Below are 16,138 nucleotides of genomic sequence, written 5' to 3' on the forward strand. Positions count from 1 at the left end.
TTTTGGTACTACATCGGGTTTTTCAAAACACTCAGCTTCGCATGATGACCCCTCTCGGATTTATCCAATCTAAGAAAACTCGAGCGAAACTGTTTTGAAGCTTAAACTGCGGAAGTTGGGCTATTGCCCGATGATACAGCGGACCTGATCGATATCAGCATCGACACGGACATCAGGAATCTGGTCCGTATTATTCTCTGTAGCGGAACGACGGCCGTCCGAGGTTCTCACATATCTCGCAAACTGAGGGATTTCTCTGCGAACGCGATGATAATAGAAGGGGTTTCCTCGATATACCGAGGAAACCCCTTGAAAGCAAAGGCCTCTCGCGTCAAACCTTTTGTTCAGGTTTACTCGCGAACGCCCCTCTCGCGATCGCAATTATAGCAAGTATCAGAGCTATCGCCGCAACACTAATCGCCGCAATACTGAGGATTGAACTGCCTTCCTCACCTTCCGCGCCGGGTGCTCCGACCTCACCTGCCGGTCCTACATCCCCTTTATCACCCTTATCCCCTTTGGCCGGCGCCACGACAGTGAAGGTATCCTGGGCCGATTTGCTTGCAGAGTCGGTGGCAGAAATTACGTATTCGCCAGCCGTGGCAGTGGGCGCCACGATCAAGGCTGAGAATGTACCATCCGCCCCTGCGGTGACGTTGGTCGGATATGTTATCAGAGGCTGCGCGTTCCATTTGAAGCTGATAGCTGAGTTGGGCGTCATCCCGCTTCCGTAGACGATGGTCATGTTTCCCTGTGTCGAGCTCAGGCCAATTTCCGGCGGTCCAACAGGCACGACGACTGCTCCAACCACCTGGAAGCTCGCTTGCGACCACTTGCCGGCGGCGTCAGTCGCCTTAATGACATAGGTCCCGGATGTGGAAGTGGGCGCTATGATCACTGCCTCGAACTTCCCACCAGAGCCGACAGTCACTGTTGCCGGAACAGACACAAGCGCTGCACCGCCCCATGCAAAACTCACTGTTGAGCCCGGAGTATACCCTTTCCCTGAGACCGTGGTGACCGTCCCCTGGGTTGGATTGAGCGTTATACCGGTAGGGTCTGCTGGCGCCGTCATTCCTGTCAACGTAAGCGGTTTATTGGCGCCTGCTTCCCAAAGAGACGTCTGAGTAGCTAAAGCCTGAGAGGCCCCTACTTTGAAAGACACTGTCTTGCCGACATAGTTGCCGGCTACATACATATTGTAATTTGAGCCAGTCGTGTTGACCACCGCCACCTGCAACCCATCAATCCAGGCCGACACGGCTGTGCCGCTAGAAACACTTACCCCATCTATACTGGCTGAGCCATAGAAGCCGCACACCATCGGCTGCGCCACACCCACCGCAGGAAGAATCAGCAACATTGCCAATGCCAACACCATGACCGCGATTCCGATTCTCGACATCCTGTAGCCTCCTTCGTTTACGCCCAACTCACTATACTCCCGCCATTTTACCACACTTCAAAGCGGGAATGAATAACGTTCTAATGCAGGTTATGTTCTGGCCGCCACAATACGGGAATCCCAAACGACCACGTCGGGGTGGAGATCATTGGTGTTATACTTACCCTAAAATGTGGGGGGGGGGGGGGAGGATAGGATGGCAGCAGTACAATTACTCCTCTATCCGGCTAAAGCCTCCCATCTTTGCAATTGAAAGCCAGAGGATGGTCGGGGAGAGAGGATTTGAACCTCCGACCTCGCGGTCCCAAACCGCGCGCGCTAAACCAAACTGCGCTACTCCCCGCAGACTTCATATTAGCAAATACGAGCGATTAAGGCAATTCAGCATTGGCCAAGTTCGTGCTTACACATTGCTGCCCCCAACCCATCTCTCTGGATGGGTGAAGGTTCACATCAATGACAGCCTCTGAATATTCATCTGCATTGTTCCCGTATGAACATCCCAAAGATCAGGAATCGACGTTTGAGACGGCGGATGTGGGGTTGACTTCTGGGACTCCCATGTCCAAAATAGTCTCGTAGGGCTATTATAATAAAAATAACTTATTCGTCAACGGTATCTTCTGAACAACAGGGGGCTTTAGACTATGGCAAGGGTGATAACAAGGCTCTTTCATCGACCTGATGATCTCAATCAAGCGATCATCGATCTGAAAGCCTTGGGCTACAAGGCAACGGTTATCGATGGCAGTACGGATATCGAGAAGGTGCTGGCGGATGCTTGCCTATCACCACAAGCTTTGGATTATTATAAGATTGGGACTGCCGCCGGTGGAAAACTTGTTGCGGTGAATGTAGATGATGCCAAGGTTGATGAGGTGAACAAACTCCTGCTGGCAATCGGATTCGACCCGCCCAGTGCAAAGCCCGATCAAAGGTCGGCCAGCCCCGGGTTTTTCAGGGCCAGAAGGATGAGCGCAACCAATCCCATCGATGCCCAGATGACCGGTGATTTCCGCAAATACTAGGCTGAAAGTCCAGAATTAAGGAATTTAGAGATATATGTCCAGATTTATTGCCAAGTCAGCAATCCGAGGCACCAGCGAGATCGTTAATCGATTTGAAAAGCTTTACAACAATGCATTGAAGGACCCGGGTGGAGACCATCCTATCAAATTCCCGAACACCGTATATTACCTGCCTGTCATCTATGGACTCCTTGGCCACAAGGTGGAAAAGGTCAGTGACCTGGGTGCGATAGTGGACCATGCAAAATCGCTTGTCCCACCCCCACCAGCTGATAATCTCTGGCTGCCCTACCTGGGGGAAACGCTGGATGCAGGGATGGCCACTCTGTTCGCCGAAGAAGGGATAAAAGGAATCCAGTTTGCACAGGGCCAGCAGCCCGAGATAAGGAATGGCTATCGCTGGAACGGCCCGATAGACGATGTGCAGGTTCGTTCCTGGGGTGTGGCTATGGTTGATGGCACTATGCCGGGTTTTGCCGCCATTCTCGGTCCAGCCAGAAATAATAAGGTTGCCGTGAAACTCGTCCGGGAACTTCAATCGAAAGGCCTGCTCGTGTTCATGGCCGGGAATGTGAATGGGAGAACCTTGGTGGACCAATTGCTGGAGGAAGGCGTAAAACTAGGTTACGATACCTACACTATTCCTCTCGGCAGCGATACAGAGTCGATTATTTATGCGCTGGGATACGCCACGCGTGCGGCCATCAGCTTCGGCGGGTATCAACCGGGAGATTATCGAAGAAACCTTCTCTATAATAAATTCCGGTGTTTTGCCTTTGCTCTGGCATTGGGCCCGGTTGATGATCTCAAGTATGCTACTGCTGCCGGAGCCCTCAATTATGGATTTCCGGTAATTGCCGATACACTGATCCCCAATGTTTTGCCCTTCGGCGTCACCCAGTATGAGCATGTGGTCAGCATGCCGTTCGATGATATTCCGGGCAGGGACGATATGGAGAGGGTTGAGCGGCTGGTGGAGAAATGTATTGAAGTCCGCGGCATCAAGATTAAGGTTGCCAAAGTGCCAATCCCCGTTGCGTACGGTCCTGCATTTGAAGGTGAGGTGGTCAGAAAGAATGACTTGCGGGTTGAGATGGGAGGCAAAGGCGGCACGTGTTTTGAATGGTTGCGCATGAAGGAGATCGATGAGATCGAAGATGGGAAATTTGAACTGATTGGGCCTGATCTTGATACGACCGATATCCGCGGCAAAATGCCCCTGGGTATAGTGGTGGACGTGGCCGGACGCAAGATGCAGAAAGACTTCGAGGGTGTCCTGGAACGCCAGATTCACCATTTCGTCAATGGCGCCGAAGGGGTTCAGCACCAGGGCCAGCGGGATATCACATGGATCAGAATTCACAAGAATGCCGTCGAGAAAGGTTTCAGAATAAAGGACATCGGGCGAATCTTGCATGCCAATTTGCATAATCATTACGGCACCATCGTGGATAAGGTTCAGGTGACTTTCTACACTGAACGAGATAAAGTAGTCGAGCTGATGGCAGAAGCCCGGCAGGTTTATCGAGAGCGTAACGAACGCATTGCCGATCTGAATGATGACTCGGTGGACGTCTATTATAGCTGCACTCTATGTCAATCCTTTGCCCCTACCCATGTGTGTGTAATCAATCCGGAGCGCGTGGGACTGTGCGGTGCATATAGCTGGCTCGACTGCAAGGCTGCTTTTGAGATTAGTCCCAGCGGCGCAAACCAGCCGATTACGAAAGGCGCTGCTCTCTCCAAGGACAAGGGCGAATGGCAAGGAGTCAATGACTTTGTCTACCAGAACTCTCAGCGCGCTATCGGGCGCTTCACGCTGTATTCCCTGATGGATGCCCCGATGACGACATGCGGCTGCTGTGAGTGCGTGATGTCCATCGTCCCGGAGGCCAATGGAGTAATGGTCGTCTCCCGCGATGACTACGGCAAAACCCCTTCCGGCATGACTTTTACCCAGCTTATGGCGATTATCGGCGGCGGCCACCAGACGCCCGGGATGATGGGGCATGGAAAGACCTATCTGACCAGCAAGAAATTCATCGCGGCGGATGGCGGAATCAAGCGGCTGGTGTGGCTATCCAAGAACCTCAAAGAGGAGTTCGCCCAGGAGCTGAAGGCAGCCTGCCAGGCTGCCGGAGAACCTGATCTCATGGACAAGATTTGCGATGGTAGCATCGCTACGGATGCCAATGGATTGATGTCTTTCCTGGAAAGACAAGGCCATCCGGCTCTATCGATGGACCCTATGATTTAAGCTTGCCCAACGGATTTCCCCCTCGTTATTCATCAGGCTCAGGATGGATCCCAACCTTCTTCCATCGAAGAAGAGGAATTTGTGGAGGTTCCCAATGACAGTTGAGATTCCCATAGAAAAATGGACCGGCAAAATACAGGAGGTAACACTGGGCGGAGGTGGCCGAAAAAAACTCGTCATCGGAGGGGCTGCCACTCTTCCCGGCTTGAAATTTGAAGGCAGTACCGGCAATCCCACGCGAGTCGCCATCGAGATTCATGACTGCGAGCCGCAGTACCCGACTCTTCTGCGATCCGCGTGGGGAGATGCGGTGAAAGACCCCGCTGTCTGGGCAAAAAAGGCCGCCCAGGCTGGCGCCGAGATCATCTGTTTGAGACTTACCAGCGCACATCCCGAAAATGGCAACACAGGGGCCGCCGAGGCCAGAGTAACTGTCCAAAAGGTGCTTTCAGCAGTTGATCTGCCGCTGATCGTTATGGGCCCTGGCGTAGCCGAGAAGGATAACCTGGTCCTGATGGCAGCCTCTGAGGCTGCAAAAGGAGAGCGGATTGCGCTGGGGCCTTGTGAGGAGAAGAACTATCGCACCTGCGCTGCGGTATGTATTTCCGATGGCCATGTCGCCATTGCCAAGAGCCCGCTGGATATCAACCTGGCCAAACAGCTCAACTTACTGGTTGCCGATGTAGGGGTACCGCTTTCATCCATTCTGATGGACCCCGATACCGGAGCACTCGGATATGGTCTTGAGTATGCCTACTCTATCATCGAGCGTCTCAAGCTGGCTGCGCTGATGGACGACAGCATGTGCCAGATGCCGATCATCAGCCATCCCGGACCGGAGACCTGGAGACAAAAAGAGGCCAGAACCGCTGATGGCGTTCCATCTGCCTGGGGCAGGTCTGAGGAGCGCGCATTGATCTGGGAAGAGCTCACTGCCACCGCATTAATTGAAGCTGGCTCTGACCTGGTTGTGATGTGTCATCCGAAAGCGGTAGAGGCCATCAAGAATACCATCAGCAAGCTCAACGCGTAAGGAGGATGGAACAATGGCATTAACAGGCATTCAGATTTACAAAGTCCTCCCCAAGACAAACTGTAAGAAATGCGGCCTCCCCACCTGTCTGGCTTTTGCCATGAAACTGGCTCAAGGCCAGGCGGAGCTATCCCTTTGCCCCGACGTAAGCGATGAGGCCAGGGTTTCATTGGAGGCAGCCTCTCGCCCACCGATGCGTCTGGTGACCATCGGCGCAGGGGCCAAAAAACTGGAGGTTGGCGGAGAAACCATGATGTTCCGCCACGAGAAGACATTCTTCCACCCCGCAGCGCTAGTGGTGAGAATTAGAGACACCGCTCCCGATACGACCATCGTTGAGGCAGTCCAAGAAGCCACAAGTTATTCCGTGGAGCGCGTGGGTATGACCTTTGGCATTGATGGGATTGCCATCCAGAACGATTCAGGTGATGGTGCCAGATTCGCAACAGTTGCCCAGATAATCAAGGATAAGACGGATCTGCCGCTTATTCTGATGAGCACTGATCCCGCCGCCATGAATACTGCATTAGACAGAGTGCACGATGCCAAACCCGCCATCTATGGGGCGAACAGGAACAATATAGACCAGATGATTGATCTGGCCAAGAAGCACGGCGTCGCAATGGGAATCCGAGGAAATGGATTGGACGAATTGGCAGAGCTTTCAGAGAAGGCCGCTGGTGCCGGGGTAGAGAGCCTAATGCTGGATCCGGGCGCCAGAGGGCTTGGCGATTCTTTGCGGGTTCTGACACAGATGCGTCGTCTGGCAATCAAAAAGGGCTTCCGTCCTATGGGATTCCCCACTATCACCTTTCCCGGCGAAGGCGCCGCCTCACTGGATGAGCAAGCAATTCTGGCAGCCCATTATATCGCCAAGTACGGCAGCATCATCGTTCTCGATACTTTCTCACCGGCCATGATCTATCCGCTGATCACATTGCGTTTAAACATCTACACCGATCCCCAGAAACCGATTCAGATGGCAGCAGGGATTTATCCCATCGGCAATGCTACGGCGGATAGCCCGTTTTGCGTCACCACTAATTTCTCACTGACCTATTTCACCATCGCCGGCGAGCTTGAAGCATCCGGTGTTCCTTCATGGCTCATGGTTTGCGACACAGAAGGGCTTTCCGTTCTGACCGCCTGGTCGGCCGGAAAATTCGATGCCGAGAAGATCGCCAAGACCGTTATGGATCAAGATGCCCCGTCCAAGATCAATCACAGGAAGATGATCCTCCCCGGAAGGGTAGCCATACTCAAGGGAGAGTTGGAAAATGAGCTCCCGGACTGGAAGATACTGGTAGGCCCGGCGGAAGCCATGGATATCGGCGGCTGGTTCAGAAAGAACTGGACCTAGAGTTCTTCCCTCGGCAGAGGTTCCTTAAGGATGATTGCCAAAGACACAGATTGGGACTTATAATAAGACAAATTGCCGCGCGTCAGGCAGAGAGCGCATTATCCATATAGGAGGAAGAGAAAATGAGAAAGGCTGCATGGGGACTTATTTTGATTCTGATATTGGTTGTGGCTCTGGCAGGATGTTCCTCAGGGGTCTCAAAAGACAAGTATAACAAAGTTAAGAGCGACCTGGATCAGGCGAATCAAAAATTGGTGGACAATGAGCAAATCCTTATTACACGCGATCAGGAGCTGAATACCGCCAACGCGACCATTGCAGATATTCAAGCACAACTGAATGCTCTCAAAGCTACCGAGCAAACCGCCATGTTGCTCCAGCAACAGTTGAATACCGCCACCATGACCATTGCCGATCTTCAAGCACTACTGGATGCTCTCGAGTATCCCGAGCAAACCATCATTTTGCTCCAGCAACAGTTGAATGCCTGTCGCTCCACCATATGCCCATTAACTCCATTGAGAGAATTTACCACCGTCAGTGAGCTGGAAAGCTGGGTATCTTCTCACATGGAACCAGCACCCACCACAGCGGGACAGGCATTCCGAACTGCGGTGAAAATCCAGAAGGCCGCCGTGCAGGAAGGATACATCATGTCCGTGACCGCCGAGTATGACGAAACCATCAAACAGTACCGGGTGCGATGTCAAGCGTTTGTCGAGAACAGTCTCTATCACTGGAGTCCCGGAACTCCCGGCGTGTTCGTGGATTATCCCGGAGGCCAGTTGCTCCTTCCATAGGCGACTGCTTCCTCAAGTTTGGCTGACGAGTTACACAGAAAGGGCAATGTTTGGACATTGCCCTTTCTGATTTCACCCCATCGATTTGGCGCACCCATTCCTCAAGGCAGGCTTAACCGATATCCTCTTAGACTGGCGCTCTTCTGCTTGGCGTTCCCAACGTGTCGGTCCAATTCTTCCCAGAAGGCCTTGCTGTGATTTTTCACCCTGGTATGAACCAGTTCGTGCAAGATCACATAATCCATTAAGTCATCGGGAAGTGCTGCCAACTTCATGTTCAAACTGATGTTGTTCTTCGTTGAGCAACTCCCCCACCTCGTTCTCTGATTTCGAATCGATACCTTGTTGTAAGTAAAGCCGTGTTTCTTCGCCAAGTCTTGCAATCTACCTATCAGCTTTCTCCTGGCTGCTGATTCGTCAATGGGAATCAAGGGCATCGATTCATGTTCGCACTCCGACTGCTTCGCCTTCTGCACGTGTTTTCGGATCCAGTCGGTTTTGACATGGACGAAATTCTCGGCCTCCCTGAAAGAGACTCCCCGAGGAACAGCCACTCGAACACCTTTGCTGGGTCTCACCGATATAATCAAGCGTCTGGCCCTTTCGCTACGCTGCAGCAGCACCGGGCCCACACCCTCTATTTCAATCTGTCTCATCTGTTGAAATCCCCCTTGTGAGAGACGCCCCCTCTCTAAGCCTGACCGCTTTTAGGGGATTCCCCAGTGACGATCATATGCCGATATCGTTTGGCCCGTCAAGCCCCACTAAGCTTCAGAATCAATCACTCAGGGGGGTTACGGAACAACAATTATTACGCCCGCAGGTGGAACAAAGTCTCTACATCAACGACCTCCTATATACCAAATCACCCTATCTTCTCAAGATAAACGCGCTCGAAACTTTGGCTCTGTGAAGGATGTCAATCTGAGGGTGTATCAGGTTTCAAACTCGGGCATGGCGGTCATCATGGAGTGCCTTGCCCGAGCCTTGTTTTCACCATAATCATGATTTTCAAATAGACCGGTCGCCAAACTCAGCCGGAGTGCGTTTCCTTGACCCTCCAGCTATCCCCTGCTATGATGGTCCTATTGAGGCAAATCGTTGGGCTGGAATGTAGATATCCAAATCGATAAGCAGTTCCGGGGCAAGGTGAAAAAGATATGGCTTCGCCGTGCAATTGAGGCCGCTCTCGTCTCCGAGAAAATTGACTTTCCTGCAGAACTGAGTCTACTCATAACCGATGACCAAACCGTTCACGAGCTGAATCGAACCTATCGAGGGCTCGATGAAACCACTGATGTACTGTCTTTTGCTTTCCGGGATGACAGCGCGGATTCGCCTTTTCCTCCATCACCCGATGGTGTCACTCATCTGGGAGAGGTGATTATCTCCTACCCCCAGGTGATCCGCCAGGCAGAGGAACAAACGCACTCCCCCGAGGACGAGTTAGCCCTGCTGGTGGTCCATGGAGTGCTCCATTTGCTCGGACATGATCACGCGCAGCCCGAACAGGAACGAGAAATGAAAACTAAGGAAGCCGCTATTCTGGCAAAGTTAGGGTGTAGCTGATGGCATCTCAAGTGTACTATCGCAAATGGCGGCCCCAGACGCTGGCCGATGTTGTGGGGCAAGAGCCAATCACAAGGACTCTGCTCAATGCCCTCATCACCGGCAGGGTAGCCCATGCATATCTCTTCTTTGGCCCAAGGGGGACGGGCAAAACCAGCACCGGACGTATACTGGCTAAAGCCGTCAATTGTCTGCACAATGAAGCAGGCGAGCCCTGCAATAAGTGTGCCATGTGCCAGGCGTTTATTGAAGGGCGTGCTATAGATTTAATCGAAATCGATGCGGCCTCCAACACCGGCGTCGATGATATCCGCAATCTCAAGGAAAAAATCAACTTCGCCCCAAACATCGCCAAGTACAAGGTCTATATTATCGACGAAGTGCATATGCTGAGCAACTCGGCCTTCAACGCCCTGCTCAAGACGTTGGAAGAACCCCCGGCCCATGTCATCTTCATTCTGGCTACCACCGAGGTTCACAAAGTACCCGCTACCATTATTTCCCGTTGCCAGAGGTTTGATTTTCGCCGTATTCCACAGTCGGCAACGGTCGGCAGGCTGGAGCATATTTGTCGGCAGGAAGGTATCGATGCCGATCCTAAAGCTCTGGCACTCATCTCCAGAAGCGCGACCGGCAGCCTCCGGGATGCCCAAAATCTGCTGGAACAGATGGTAGTCTATCACGGGCGCAGAATCGAACTTCAACAGGTTCGAGCTGAGCTTGGACTGACAGGGGACGCCCGCATAAAAGAGCTGGCAAGAGCCATTTTGAGCCGGGATATGGCCGGCGGGCTGGCGATGATAAACAGCGTGGCCGGCGATGGCTTGGACCTGCGACATTTCAACCGTGAACTGCTCGATTACCTCAGACAGATGCTGCTCATCAAGGCCGGGGCGGGCGAGTCAACAGGCATGTCCGGCGAGGAAATCGGTGAGGCTAAAGAAATCTCCGCTAATGCCTCCTTACAAGAGATATCGCAGGCGATAAAGCTCTTTGCCCAGGCGGACTTTCGGTTTAGCCCGCAATCTACACTGCCGCTGGAGCTAGCGCTGGTCGACCATGCCCTGCCAAAATCCGCAGAGACAGCAGTCAAAACCATTCCTAAGCCCAAAGATAAAAGTGAAGAAATACTACCCCCCCTTGAGACGCTGAAGAAAGAGATTGAGCCAACGATTGCCACGGCCATCCCTGAAAATCCGTTAGCCCAAGGCGCACCTGATGTCGAATATATTCAGCAACACTGGAGCGATTTCGTTAACGCCTGTCGCCGGGAAGGCATCAAGGGCAACCTGGATGCCCTGCTTCGCGGAGCCTGCAAGCCGATTGCTCTGGACGGTACTATTTTGACCCTTGGCTTTACTGCCGAGTTCAACAGAAGTCAGATCGACAATCCCAAAAACCGCAAAATACTGGAGACCATACTCAAGAAAGTGTTCGGAATGCCCTATGAGATACGCTGCGTTCTCATCGGAAAGGAAGCGCGATCGGCGCCTCCGCCACCCAGGGAAAGTTCCCTGGTCAAGGAAGCGCTCAGCCGCGGAGCCAGGATCATCAGTGAGGAGTAACAAGAAATGATGGACAAAAAGATGCTGAGACAGGCCCAGGAACTTCAGGCAAAATTGATGAAGACTCAGGATGATTTAGCCAAAGCCACGGTCGAGGCCAGCTCTGGAGGAGGAGCAGTCACCGTGGTCGTCACCGGCCAGCAGGAAGTCAAGTCAATCAAGATATCCCCAGAGGTAGTTGATCCGAATGACGTGGAACTCCTGGAAGATATGATCCTGGCAGCCCTCAATGAGGCCATGGAGAAGGCCAAGGCGCTGGCAGCCAAGCAACTGGGGGCAGTGACAGGCGGAATGAAAATGCCCGGCCTGTTTTAGTCCTATAGAAAGATCGGGTCTGTCGCCCCATCAGGCAAGTGAGCAGAATAGGTACTAGTAACGTCTTAAATACAGGGAAAGCCTTTTGGGCTCCCCTTGAAATCTAGACCGAAATGCCCAAGACAAATTCAAATCTGATGCGCCACAATTGGTTTAGAGGCAGGTCCGATAGCATGCAGTTCTCTGACACCCCTCAGAACATTAGCCTCACAACCGCCAGGAGGCAGATATGCTAAGAATCTCTCATCGGGTGCTCATCCTTTACCTGATCATCAGTATCATAGTGGGAACAGGCATCGGATATGCGATTCGATCCGGTCATATAAGTTCCTTGAATGATGATATCGATAAACAGGAGGCACAAGTAGCCACCCTCACAGGTGATCTCTCCAACCTTCAAGAAAAGACGGATTCGCTCACATCAAGCTTACAGCAGAAGCAGGCTGATTACGATTCACTCCTGACGCTATACGGTAATGTATCAAACCAATTGGAGACCCTTCAGCAGGACTATCATACCTTACTAGAAGCCAGCTGTGATGGAGCGCTCATGGAAGCAGCACAGCTCAAGGAACAGGTGGCATCGCTGATCACCGAAAAGAATAAGCTGAGCGGCCAGATTTCTCAACTTCAGATCGATATCGCAACTCTGAAGGCATCTCTGGATTATGTCATAGCAAACAACATCACGTTAACTGAGCAGATCGGCAAAGCAGAGAGCAAAAAGAATCAATTGACCATCGAAATAGCCCGACTCAACAAACAGTTTACACCGGCCCCCGATCACGAGATGCCTCCCAGTCAAGTATGGAACAACCCGGATTATCGGAGCACCGAGTGGGCGAACCGGGATTACGAGTTACAAAGCAAGGTTGAGGAGATTGGGCAGTGGTATCAGAGTAAGCATGTTTATATCGAAGGCACGTTCGACTGCAACGATATGGCGGTCGATCTGTGGAACATGCTATTGGCGGAAAACATCAAATCTGTCATCATCGTGGGCAACAGGAACAGGGTGGGCGAGACCTTTCTCGAGTCAAACCATGCATGGCTTGACGTCTTTAACGCCAACGGTGAAGTGTTTTATCTGGAACCCACCACCGGGGAAGTCATCTATGGCCAGCTGGCTGATGGCTCTATCAACCTCAAAGCGGTCCCCTACCGAGAAGGAAAGATTTATAAGAATCCAACAGACCTTCGGCTCGATCTTAAACAGTTGTGGTAATACCCAAGAACATAAGGACACGTCCTCAGGTGATATAGGCTATCCTGAGCAGTTTCTGAGTGTCTTCATGCAACTTCATCCCAACTATCATCCAGCGCTGCTCTCCATGCCCGATAGATTCCCCTGCATCAAGCTCGTTGCCGGGGTGAATCCATTTTCCCTGCCAGAACCTCCCCCTTCCCATTCACAACCACCGCTCCAACTGCAACAATAATTCTCTCTTGCCTCAAAGTTACAACCTGATTATTGGCTCGGCAATTCTTAGCTCTTCCCCAAAATCCCTTCGATAACATGCGTCTTATCACTGGGAACATAGACTCGATAAGCCGCAGTTGTATCGCCCACCGAGCCTTCTGCGGGCACAATCTTGGTAGGAACGCCTCTGCCTTCAAAAAGGTCTTTCCACATCTCGGCCACATTCCGGTTAGCCGCAACCTTAACTTCTACCCACATTTGTTATCTCCTTGGTCAACGTGAATGGTTTCTAAAAGGGTCCGGTATACGGTTTCATCGAAGTTTGTTTCTACAAAGTATGCTCTTGCCCCGGTTCCAACACAACCACCTTAGTTTTGGGAGCCTCTTTCTTTGCCAGTTCCACAAAGCGCTTGGCGTCCTGTTCCAGCAAAGGCCATGTCTTGAAATGCATCGGAATGGCCACTTTGGCATCTAGCAGCTTCAAAGCCCTGGCTGCCTGGGCTGAATCCATGGTATAAACGCCCCCGATAGGCAGCAATGCCAGATCGATTTTATACATTTCCCCCAGCAGTTGCATCGAACTGAAGATACCGGTATCCCCTGCATGGTAGATGGTGGTTCCGTCCTCCAGCTTGATGATATATCCGGCGCAACAGCCCGTTGGCGAGGAGTGGAAGGCCTGTGTCATGGTCACCGTTACGCCCTTGACTACGATGCTGCCGCCGATGTTTATCCCAGCGCCGTAAGCAGCGTTCTGCGCCGGTAAACCCAACTCCTGTTGAAGCCGCACTCCCGTCTCCGGGGCAGCACAGACAATCGCCCCCGTCTTCTTGGCGATGTCCACAGCGTTCCCTACGTGATCGGCATGATCATGGCTCACCAACACCAGGTCAGCCGCTTTGATATCTGCCACCTTGATCGGGCACAGCGGATTGCCTTCGAAAAAAGGGTCGGTGATGATCACCTTGCCCTGAGGTGAGGTGATCATGAATGCGGCATGGCTTAACCATTTCACTTTGACTGCCAATTTAGTTCCTCCTCTAATTGCTATCAAATACCGAACTCAGAGTCCAGCCTCAGCCCTAAGGATAGCAGCCTTGTCCGTCTTTTCCCACGGAGCATCGATATCCGTTCGTCCAAAATGTCCGTAAGCCGCCGTCGCTTTGTAAATCGGCCGACGCAAACCCAGGGTTTCGATAATGGCCCCGGGACGGAAATCGAAGTGTTTCTGGATGAGTTGGAGAATAAGCTCCTCTTTCACTTTGGCTGTGCCGAAGGTCTCCGGCGAGATGGATAGGGGATGAGCCACCCCGATGCAGTAGGCGACCTGAAGTTCAAGTCTGTCAGCCAGGCCAGCCGCCACCACGTTTTTGGCCACATATCGGGCCATATACGATCCGGAACGATCCACCTTTGTAGGGTCCTTGCCGGAGAAACATCCGCCTCCGTGTCTGCCAATTCCACCGTAGGTATCCACGATGATCTTACGTCCGGTGAGCCCGCAATCGCCCATCGGTCCGCCGACAACAAACCTTCCCGTGGCATTGATATAATACTTCGTCTCATCGTCCAGAAATCGAGCCGGAACGATTGGCTTTATAACTTTATCGATGATATCTTTCCTCAGGACATCCAGAGCAATTACGCTGTCATGCTGAGCTGCAATAACGATAGATGGCACCTTCCTGGGTACGCCGTATTCATACTCCACCGTAACTTGAGACTTACCATCCGGCCTGAGATACGGCAGGGTCTTATCCTTGCGAACTTTGGCCAGTTGCTTGGTGAGCTTGTGCGCCAGAGAAATCGGCAGGGGCATGAGTTCAGGTGTCTCGTTGCACGCATAACCTACCATCATTCCCTGATCGCCCGCTCCCAGCGTATCCTTTTCATTGCACCCTTCGTGCTCCTTGACCTCGAAGGATTGGTCAACGCCCAGGGCGATATCGGGAGACTGTTCCTTGACAGAGACCATTACGCCGCAGGTTTCATAATCGAAACCATACTTCGCACGGGTATAGCCTACCTCCCGGACGGTCTGACGGACGACCTTGGGAATATCCACATAACAGCTGGTGGTGATTTCTCCCATCACCACCACAATGCCGGTATTTGCCATCACTTCACAGGCAACTCTAGCCATCGGGTCTTGAGCCAAAATGGCATCGAGAATGGCATCGGAAATCTTATCGCAGAGCTTATCCGGATGACCTTCGGTAACCGATTCAGAGGTCATCAGGGCCGACTTGGAATTCATAAACGTCAGGCTCAACTTTCATCGCCTCCTTAACTCAAGTTCCAAAAGGAATGATACAAGTGTGGGGAGAGTCCCCAACACTTCACTTAACTTACCGCAAGTGTCACCTTTAGTCAAGCCAATTTTCGGGTCATCCCACAGGAGGCAGCCTCATAAACAGCGGCTAGCTCCTCAGGCCCTCACTCCCTTCAGTGAGATTTTGCATCAGGGGAGCACGCTCTTCCTTTCGCTTATCGCCTTTCTGGAAGGCCCTCAGTAAGTCCAGAGGCAACGGAAAGACCAGCGTGTTCGTTTTCTCAGTGGCGATCTCGGTCAATGTCTGGAGATAGCGCAACTGCAAAGCCGCCGGTTCTTGAGCAATCAATCTGGCTGCGTCAAGCAGCTTCTGCGCCGCCTGAAATTCTCCTTCAGCGTGGATGACCTTTGCCCTTCTGACCCGCTCCGCCTCTGCCTGAGCGGCCATCGAGCGCTTCATGGACGTATCGATCTCCACATCTTTGATCTCAACAGCGCTCACCTTGACTCCCCAGGGGTCAGTGGCTTCATCGATGATCTCCCTGAGGGTCTGGTTCAATTTATCCCGTTTGGTGAGCAATTCATCAAGGTCGTGCTGCCCCAGTACACTGCGCAGTGTGGTTTGCGACATCTGATAGGTCGCCAGCCTGAAATCCTGCACTTCGATCACCGCCCGTTCGGCATCCATCACCCGAAGGAATACCACTGCATTCACTCTGGTGGTCACGTTATCTCTGGTGAGCACTTCCTGAGAAGGAACATCTATGGTAACCACGCGAGTGTCAATTTTCCTCATCCGGTCGACGAGGGGGATGATCATCCGAAGCCCGGGCTTTCTGGTCCCTACCAGCCTGCCCAGCCGAAAGACCACGCCCAGCTCATATTGTTGCACCACTTTTATGGATGCAATGGCGATCAACAGCACCACCACGAAGATGACTATGGCAACCACCGCAACTGTGTCCATTTGACCTACCTCCTAATATTTCTTGAGGCTGTTTAGTTTTGATTTCAGCCTCGACTTTGACTGATTTTGTAATGCCTTCACCCCCACGTATCTGGTAGAATCAACTCAGATTCAGATTGAGGGGGAGAATCCTCCATGAGAACAGCC

At 52.3% G+C, this 16,138-nt stretch carries 16 protein-coding genes and 1 tRNA gene; 9 read left to right on the forward strand and 8 right to left on the reverse strand.

Annotation, left to right across the window (positions count from 1 at the left end; translation table 11 throughout):
- Positions 1-331 precede the first annotated feature (331 nt).
- Complete coding sequence (locus PHV74_10050) at positions 332-1,405, reverse strand: hypothetical protein (protein ID MDD5094705.1); 1,074 nt, start codon at positions 1,403-1,405, stop codon at positions 332-334.
- A 264-nt stretch (positions 1,406-1,669) separates the two neighbouring features.
- Positions 1,670-1,748, reverse strand: a tRNA-Pro gene (locus tag PHV74_10055).
- 304 nt (positions 1,749-2,052) lie between these two features.
- Here PHV74_10055 and PHV74_10060 point away from each other — a divergent pair.
- From PHV74_10060 to PHV74_10080, 5 genes are all read left to right on the forward strand, one after another.
- On the forward strand, positions 2,053-2,433 hold the full coding sequence (locus PHV74_10060; GenBank protein ID MDD5094706.1) for a hypothetical protein: 381 nt from the start codon (positions 2,053-2,055) through the stop codon (positions 2,431-2,433).
- A 34-nt stretch (positions 2,434-2,467) separates the two neighbouring features.
- Positions 2,468-4,690 (forward strand): acetyl-CoA decarbonylase/synthase complex subunit alpha/beta, encoded by a 2,223-nt coding sequence (gene acsB / locus PHV74_10065; protein ID MDD5094707.1) that lies wholly within the window; start codon positions 2,468-2,470, stop codon positions 4,688-4,690.
- Between the two features lie 94 nt (positions 4,691-4,784).
- The gene (locus tag PHV74_10070; protein ID MDD5094708.1) at positions 4,785-5,723 is read left to right on the forward strand and encodes an acetyl-CoA decarbonylase/synthase complex subunit delta; all 939 of its coding nucleotides are present in this window, start codon (positions 4,785-4,787) and stop codon (positions 5,721-5,723) included.
- Positions 5,724-5,736: 13 nt separating this feature from the next.
- Entirely contained in the window at positions 5,737-7,083 is a 1,347-nt protein-coding gene (acsC, locus tag PHV74_10075) for an acetyl-CoA decarbonylase/synthase complex subunit gamma (GenBank protein MDD5094709.1), read from the forward strand.
- Between the two features lie 122 nt (positions 7,084-7,205).
- Positions 7,206-7,883, forward strand: coding sequence for a hypothetical protein (locus PHV74_10080; protein MDD5094710.1), 678 nt, complete (start codon positions 7,206-7,208; stop codon positions 7,881-7,883).
- Positions 7,884-7,984: 101 nt separating this feature from the next.
- On the opposite strand, the gene PHV74_10085 is transcribed toward PHV74_10080, so the two are convergent.
- Positions 7,985-8,539, reverse strand: coding sequence for a SprT family zinc-dependent metalloprotease (locus PHV74_10085; protein ID MDD5094711.1), 555 nt, complete (start codon positions 8,537-8,539; stop codon positions 7,985-7,987).
- A 445-nt stretch (positions 8,540-8,984) separates the two neighbouring features.
- On the opposite strand from PHV74_10085, the gene ybeY reads away from it, so the two are divergent.
- The 4 genes from ybeY to PHV74_10105 all read left to right on the forward strand — a co-directional run bounded on the left by ybeY (position 8,985) and on the right by PHV74_10105 (position 12,557).
- Complete coding sequence (gene ybeY / locus PHV74_10090; protein MDD5094712.1) at positions 8,985-9,452, forward strand: rRNA maturation RNase YbeY; 468 nt, start codon at positions 8,985-8,987, stop codon at positions 9,450-9,452.
- On the forward strand, positions 9,452-11,017 hold the full coding sequence (dnaX, locus tag PHV74_10095; GenBank protein ID MDD5094713.1) for a DNA polymerase III subunit gamma/tau: 1,566 nt from the start codon (positions 9,452-9,454) through the stop codon (positions 11,015-11,017). The genes ybeY and dnaX overlap by 1 nt, the downstream gene beginning before the upstream one ends.
- Before the next feature lie 6 nt (positions 11,018-11,023).
- Positions 11,024-11,332: a YbaB/EbfC family nucleoid-associated protein gene (locus tag PHV74_10100; protein MDD5094714.1), complete on the forward strand. Its 309-nt coding sequence runs from the start codon at positions 11,024-11,026 to the stop codon at positions 11,330-11,332.
- A 229-nt stretch (positions 11,333-11,561) separates the two neighbouring features.
- Positions 11,562-12,557, forward strand: coding sequence for a hypothetical protein (locus PHV74_10105; protein MDD5094715.1), 996 nt, complete (start codon positions 11,562-11,564; stop codon positions 12,555-12,557).
- 25 nt (positions 12,558-12,582) lie between these two features.
- Here PHV74_10105 and PHV74_10110 read toward each other — a convergent pair whose 3' ends face one another.
- The 5 genes from PHV74_10110 to PHV74_10130 all read right to left on the reverse strand — a co-directional run bounded on the left by PHV74_10110 (position 12,583) and on the right by PHV74_10130 (position 15,991).
- Positions 12,583-12,741, reverse strand: coding sequence for a hypothetical protein (locus PHV74_10110; GenBank protein MDD5094716.1), 159 nt, complete (start codon positions 12,739-12,741; stop codon positions 12,583-12,585).
- Positions 12,742-12,818: 77 nt separating this feature from the next.
- On the reverse strand, positions 12,819-13,010 hold the full coding sequence (locus tag PHV74_10115; protein ID MDD5094717.1) for a hypothetical protein: 192 nt from the start codon (positions 13,008-13,010) through the stop codon (positions 12,819-12,821).
- 70 nt (positions 13,011-13,080) lie between these two features.
- Positions 13,081-13,779 carry a metal-dependent hydrolase gene (locus PHV74_10120; GenBank protein ID MDD5094718.1) on the reverse strand — a complete coding sequence of 233 codons (699 nt, stop codon included), beginning with the start codon at positions 13,777-13,779 and terminating at the stop codon, positions 13,081-13,083.
- Positions 13,780-13,815: 36 nt separating this feature from the next.
- Positions 13,816-15,009, reverse strand: coding sequence for a methionine adenosyltransferase (metK, locus tag PHV74_10125; GenBank protein MDD5094719.1), 1,194 nt, complete (start codon positions 15,007-15,009; stop codon positions 13,816-13,818).
- Between the two features lie 163 nt (positions 15,010-15,172).
- Positions 15,173-15,991: a slipin family protein gene (locus PHV74_10130; protein ID MDD5094720.1), complete on the reverse strand. Its 819-nt coding sequence runs from the start codon at positions 15,989-15,991 to the stop codon at positions 15,173-15,175.
- Positions 15,992-16,138: the final 147 nt, after the last annotated feature.

The sequence above is a fragment of the Dehalococcoidia bacterium genome (assembly GCA_028711995.1).
Taxonomy (GTDB): Bacteria; Chloroflexota; Dehalococcoidia; order SZUA-161; family SpSt-899; genus JAQTRE01.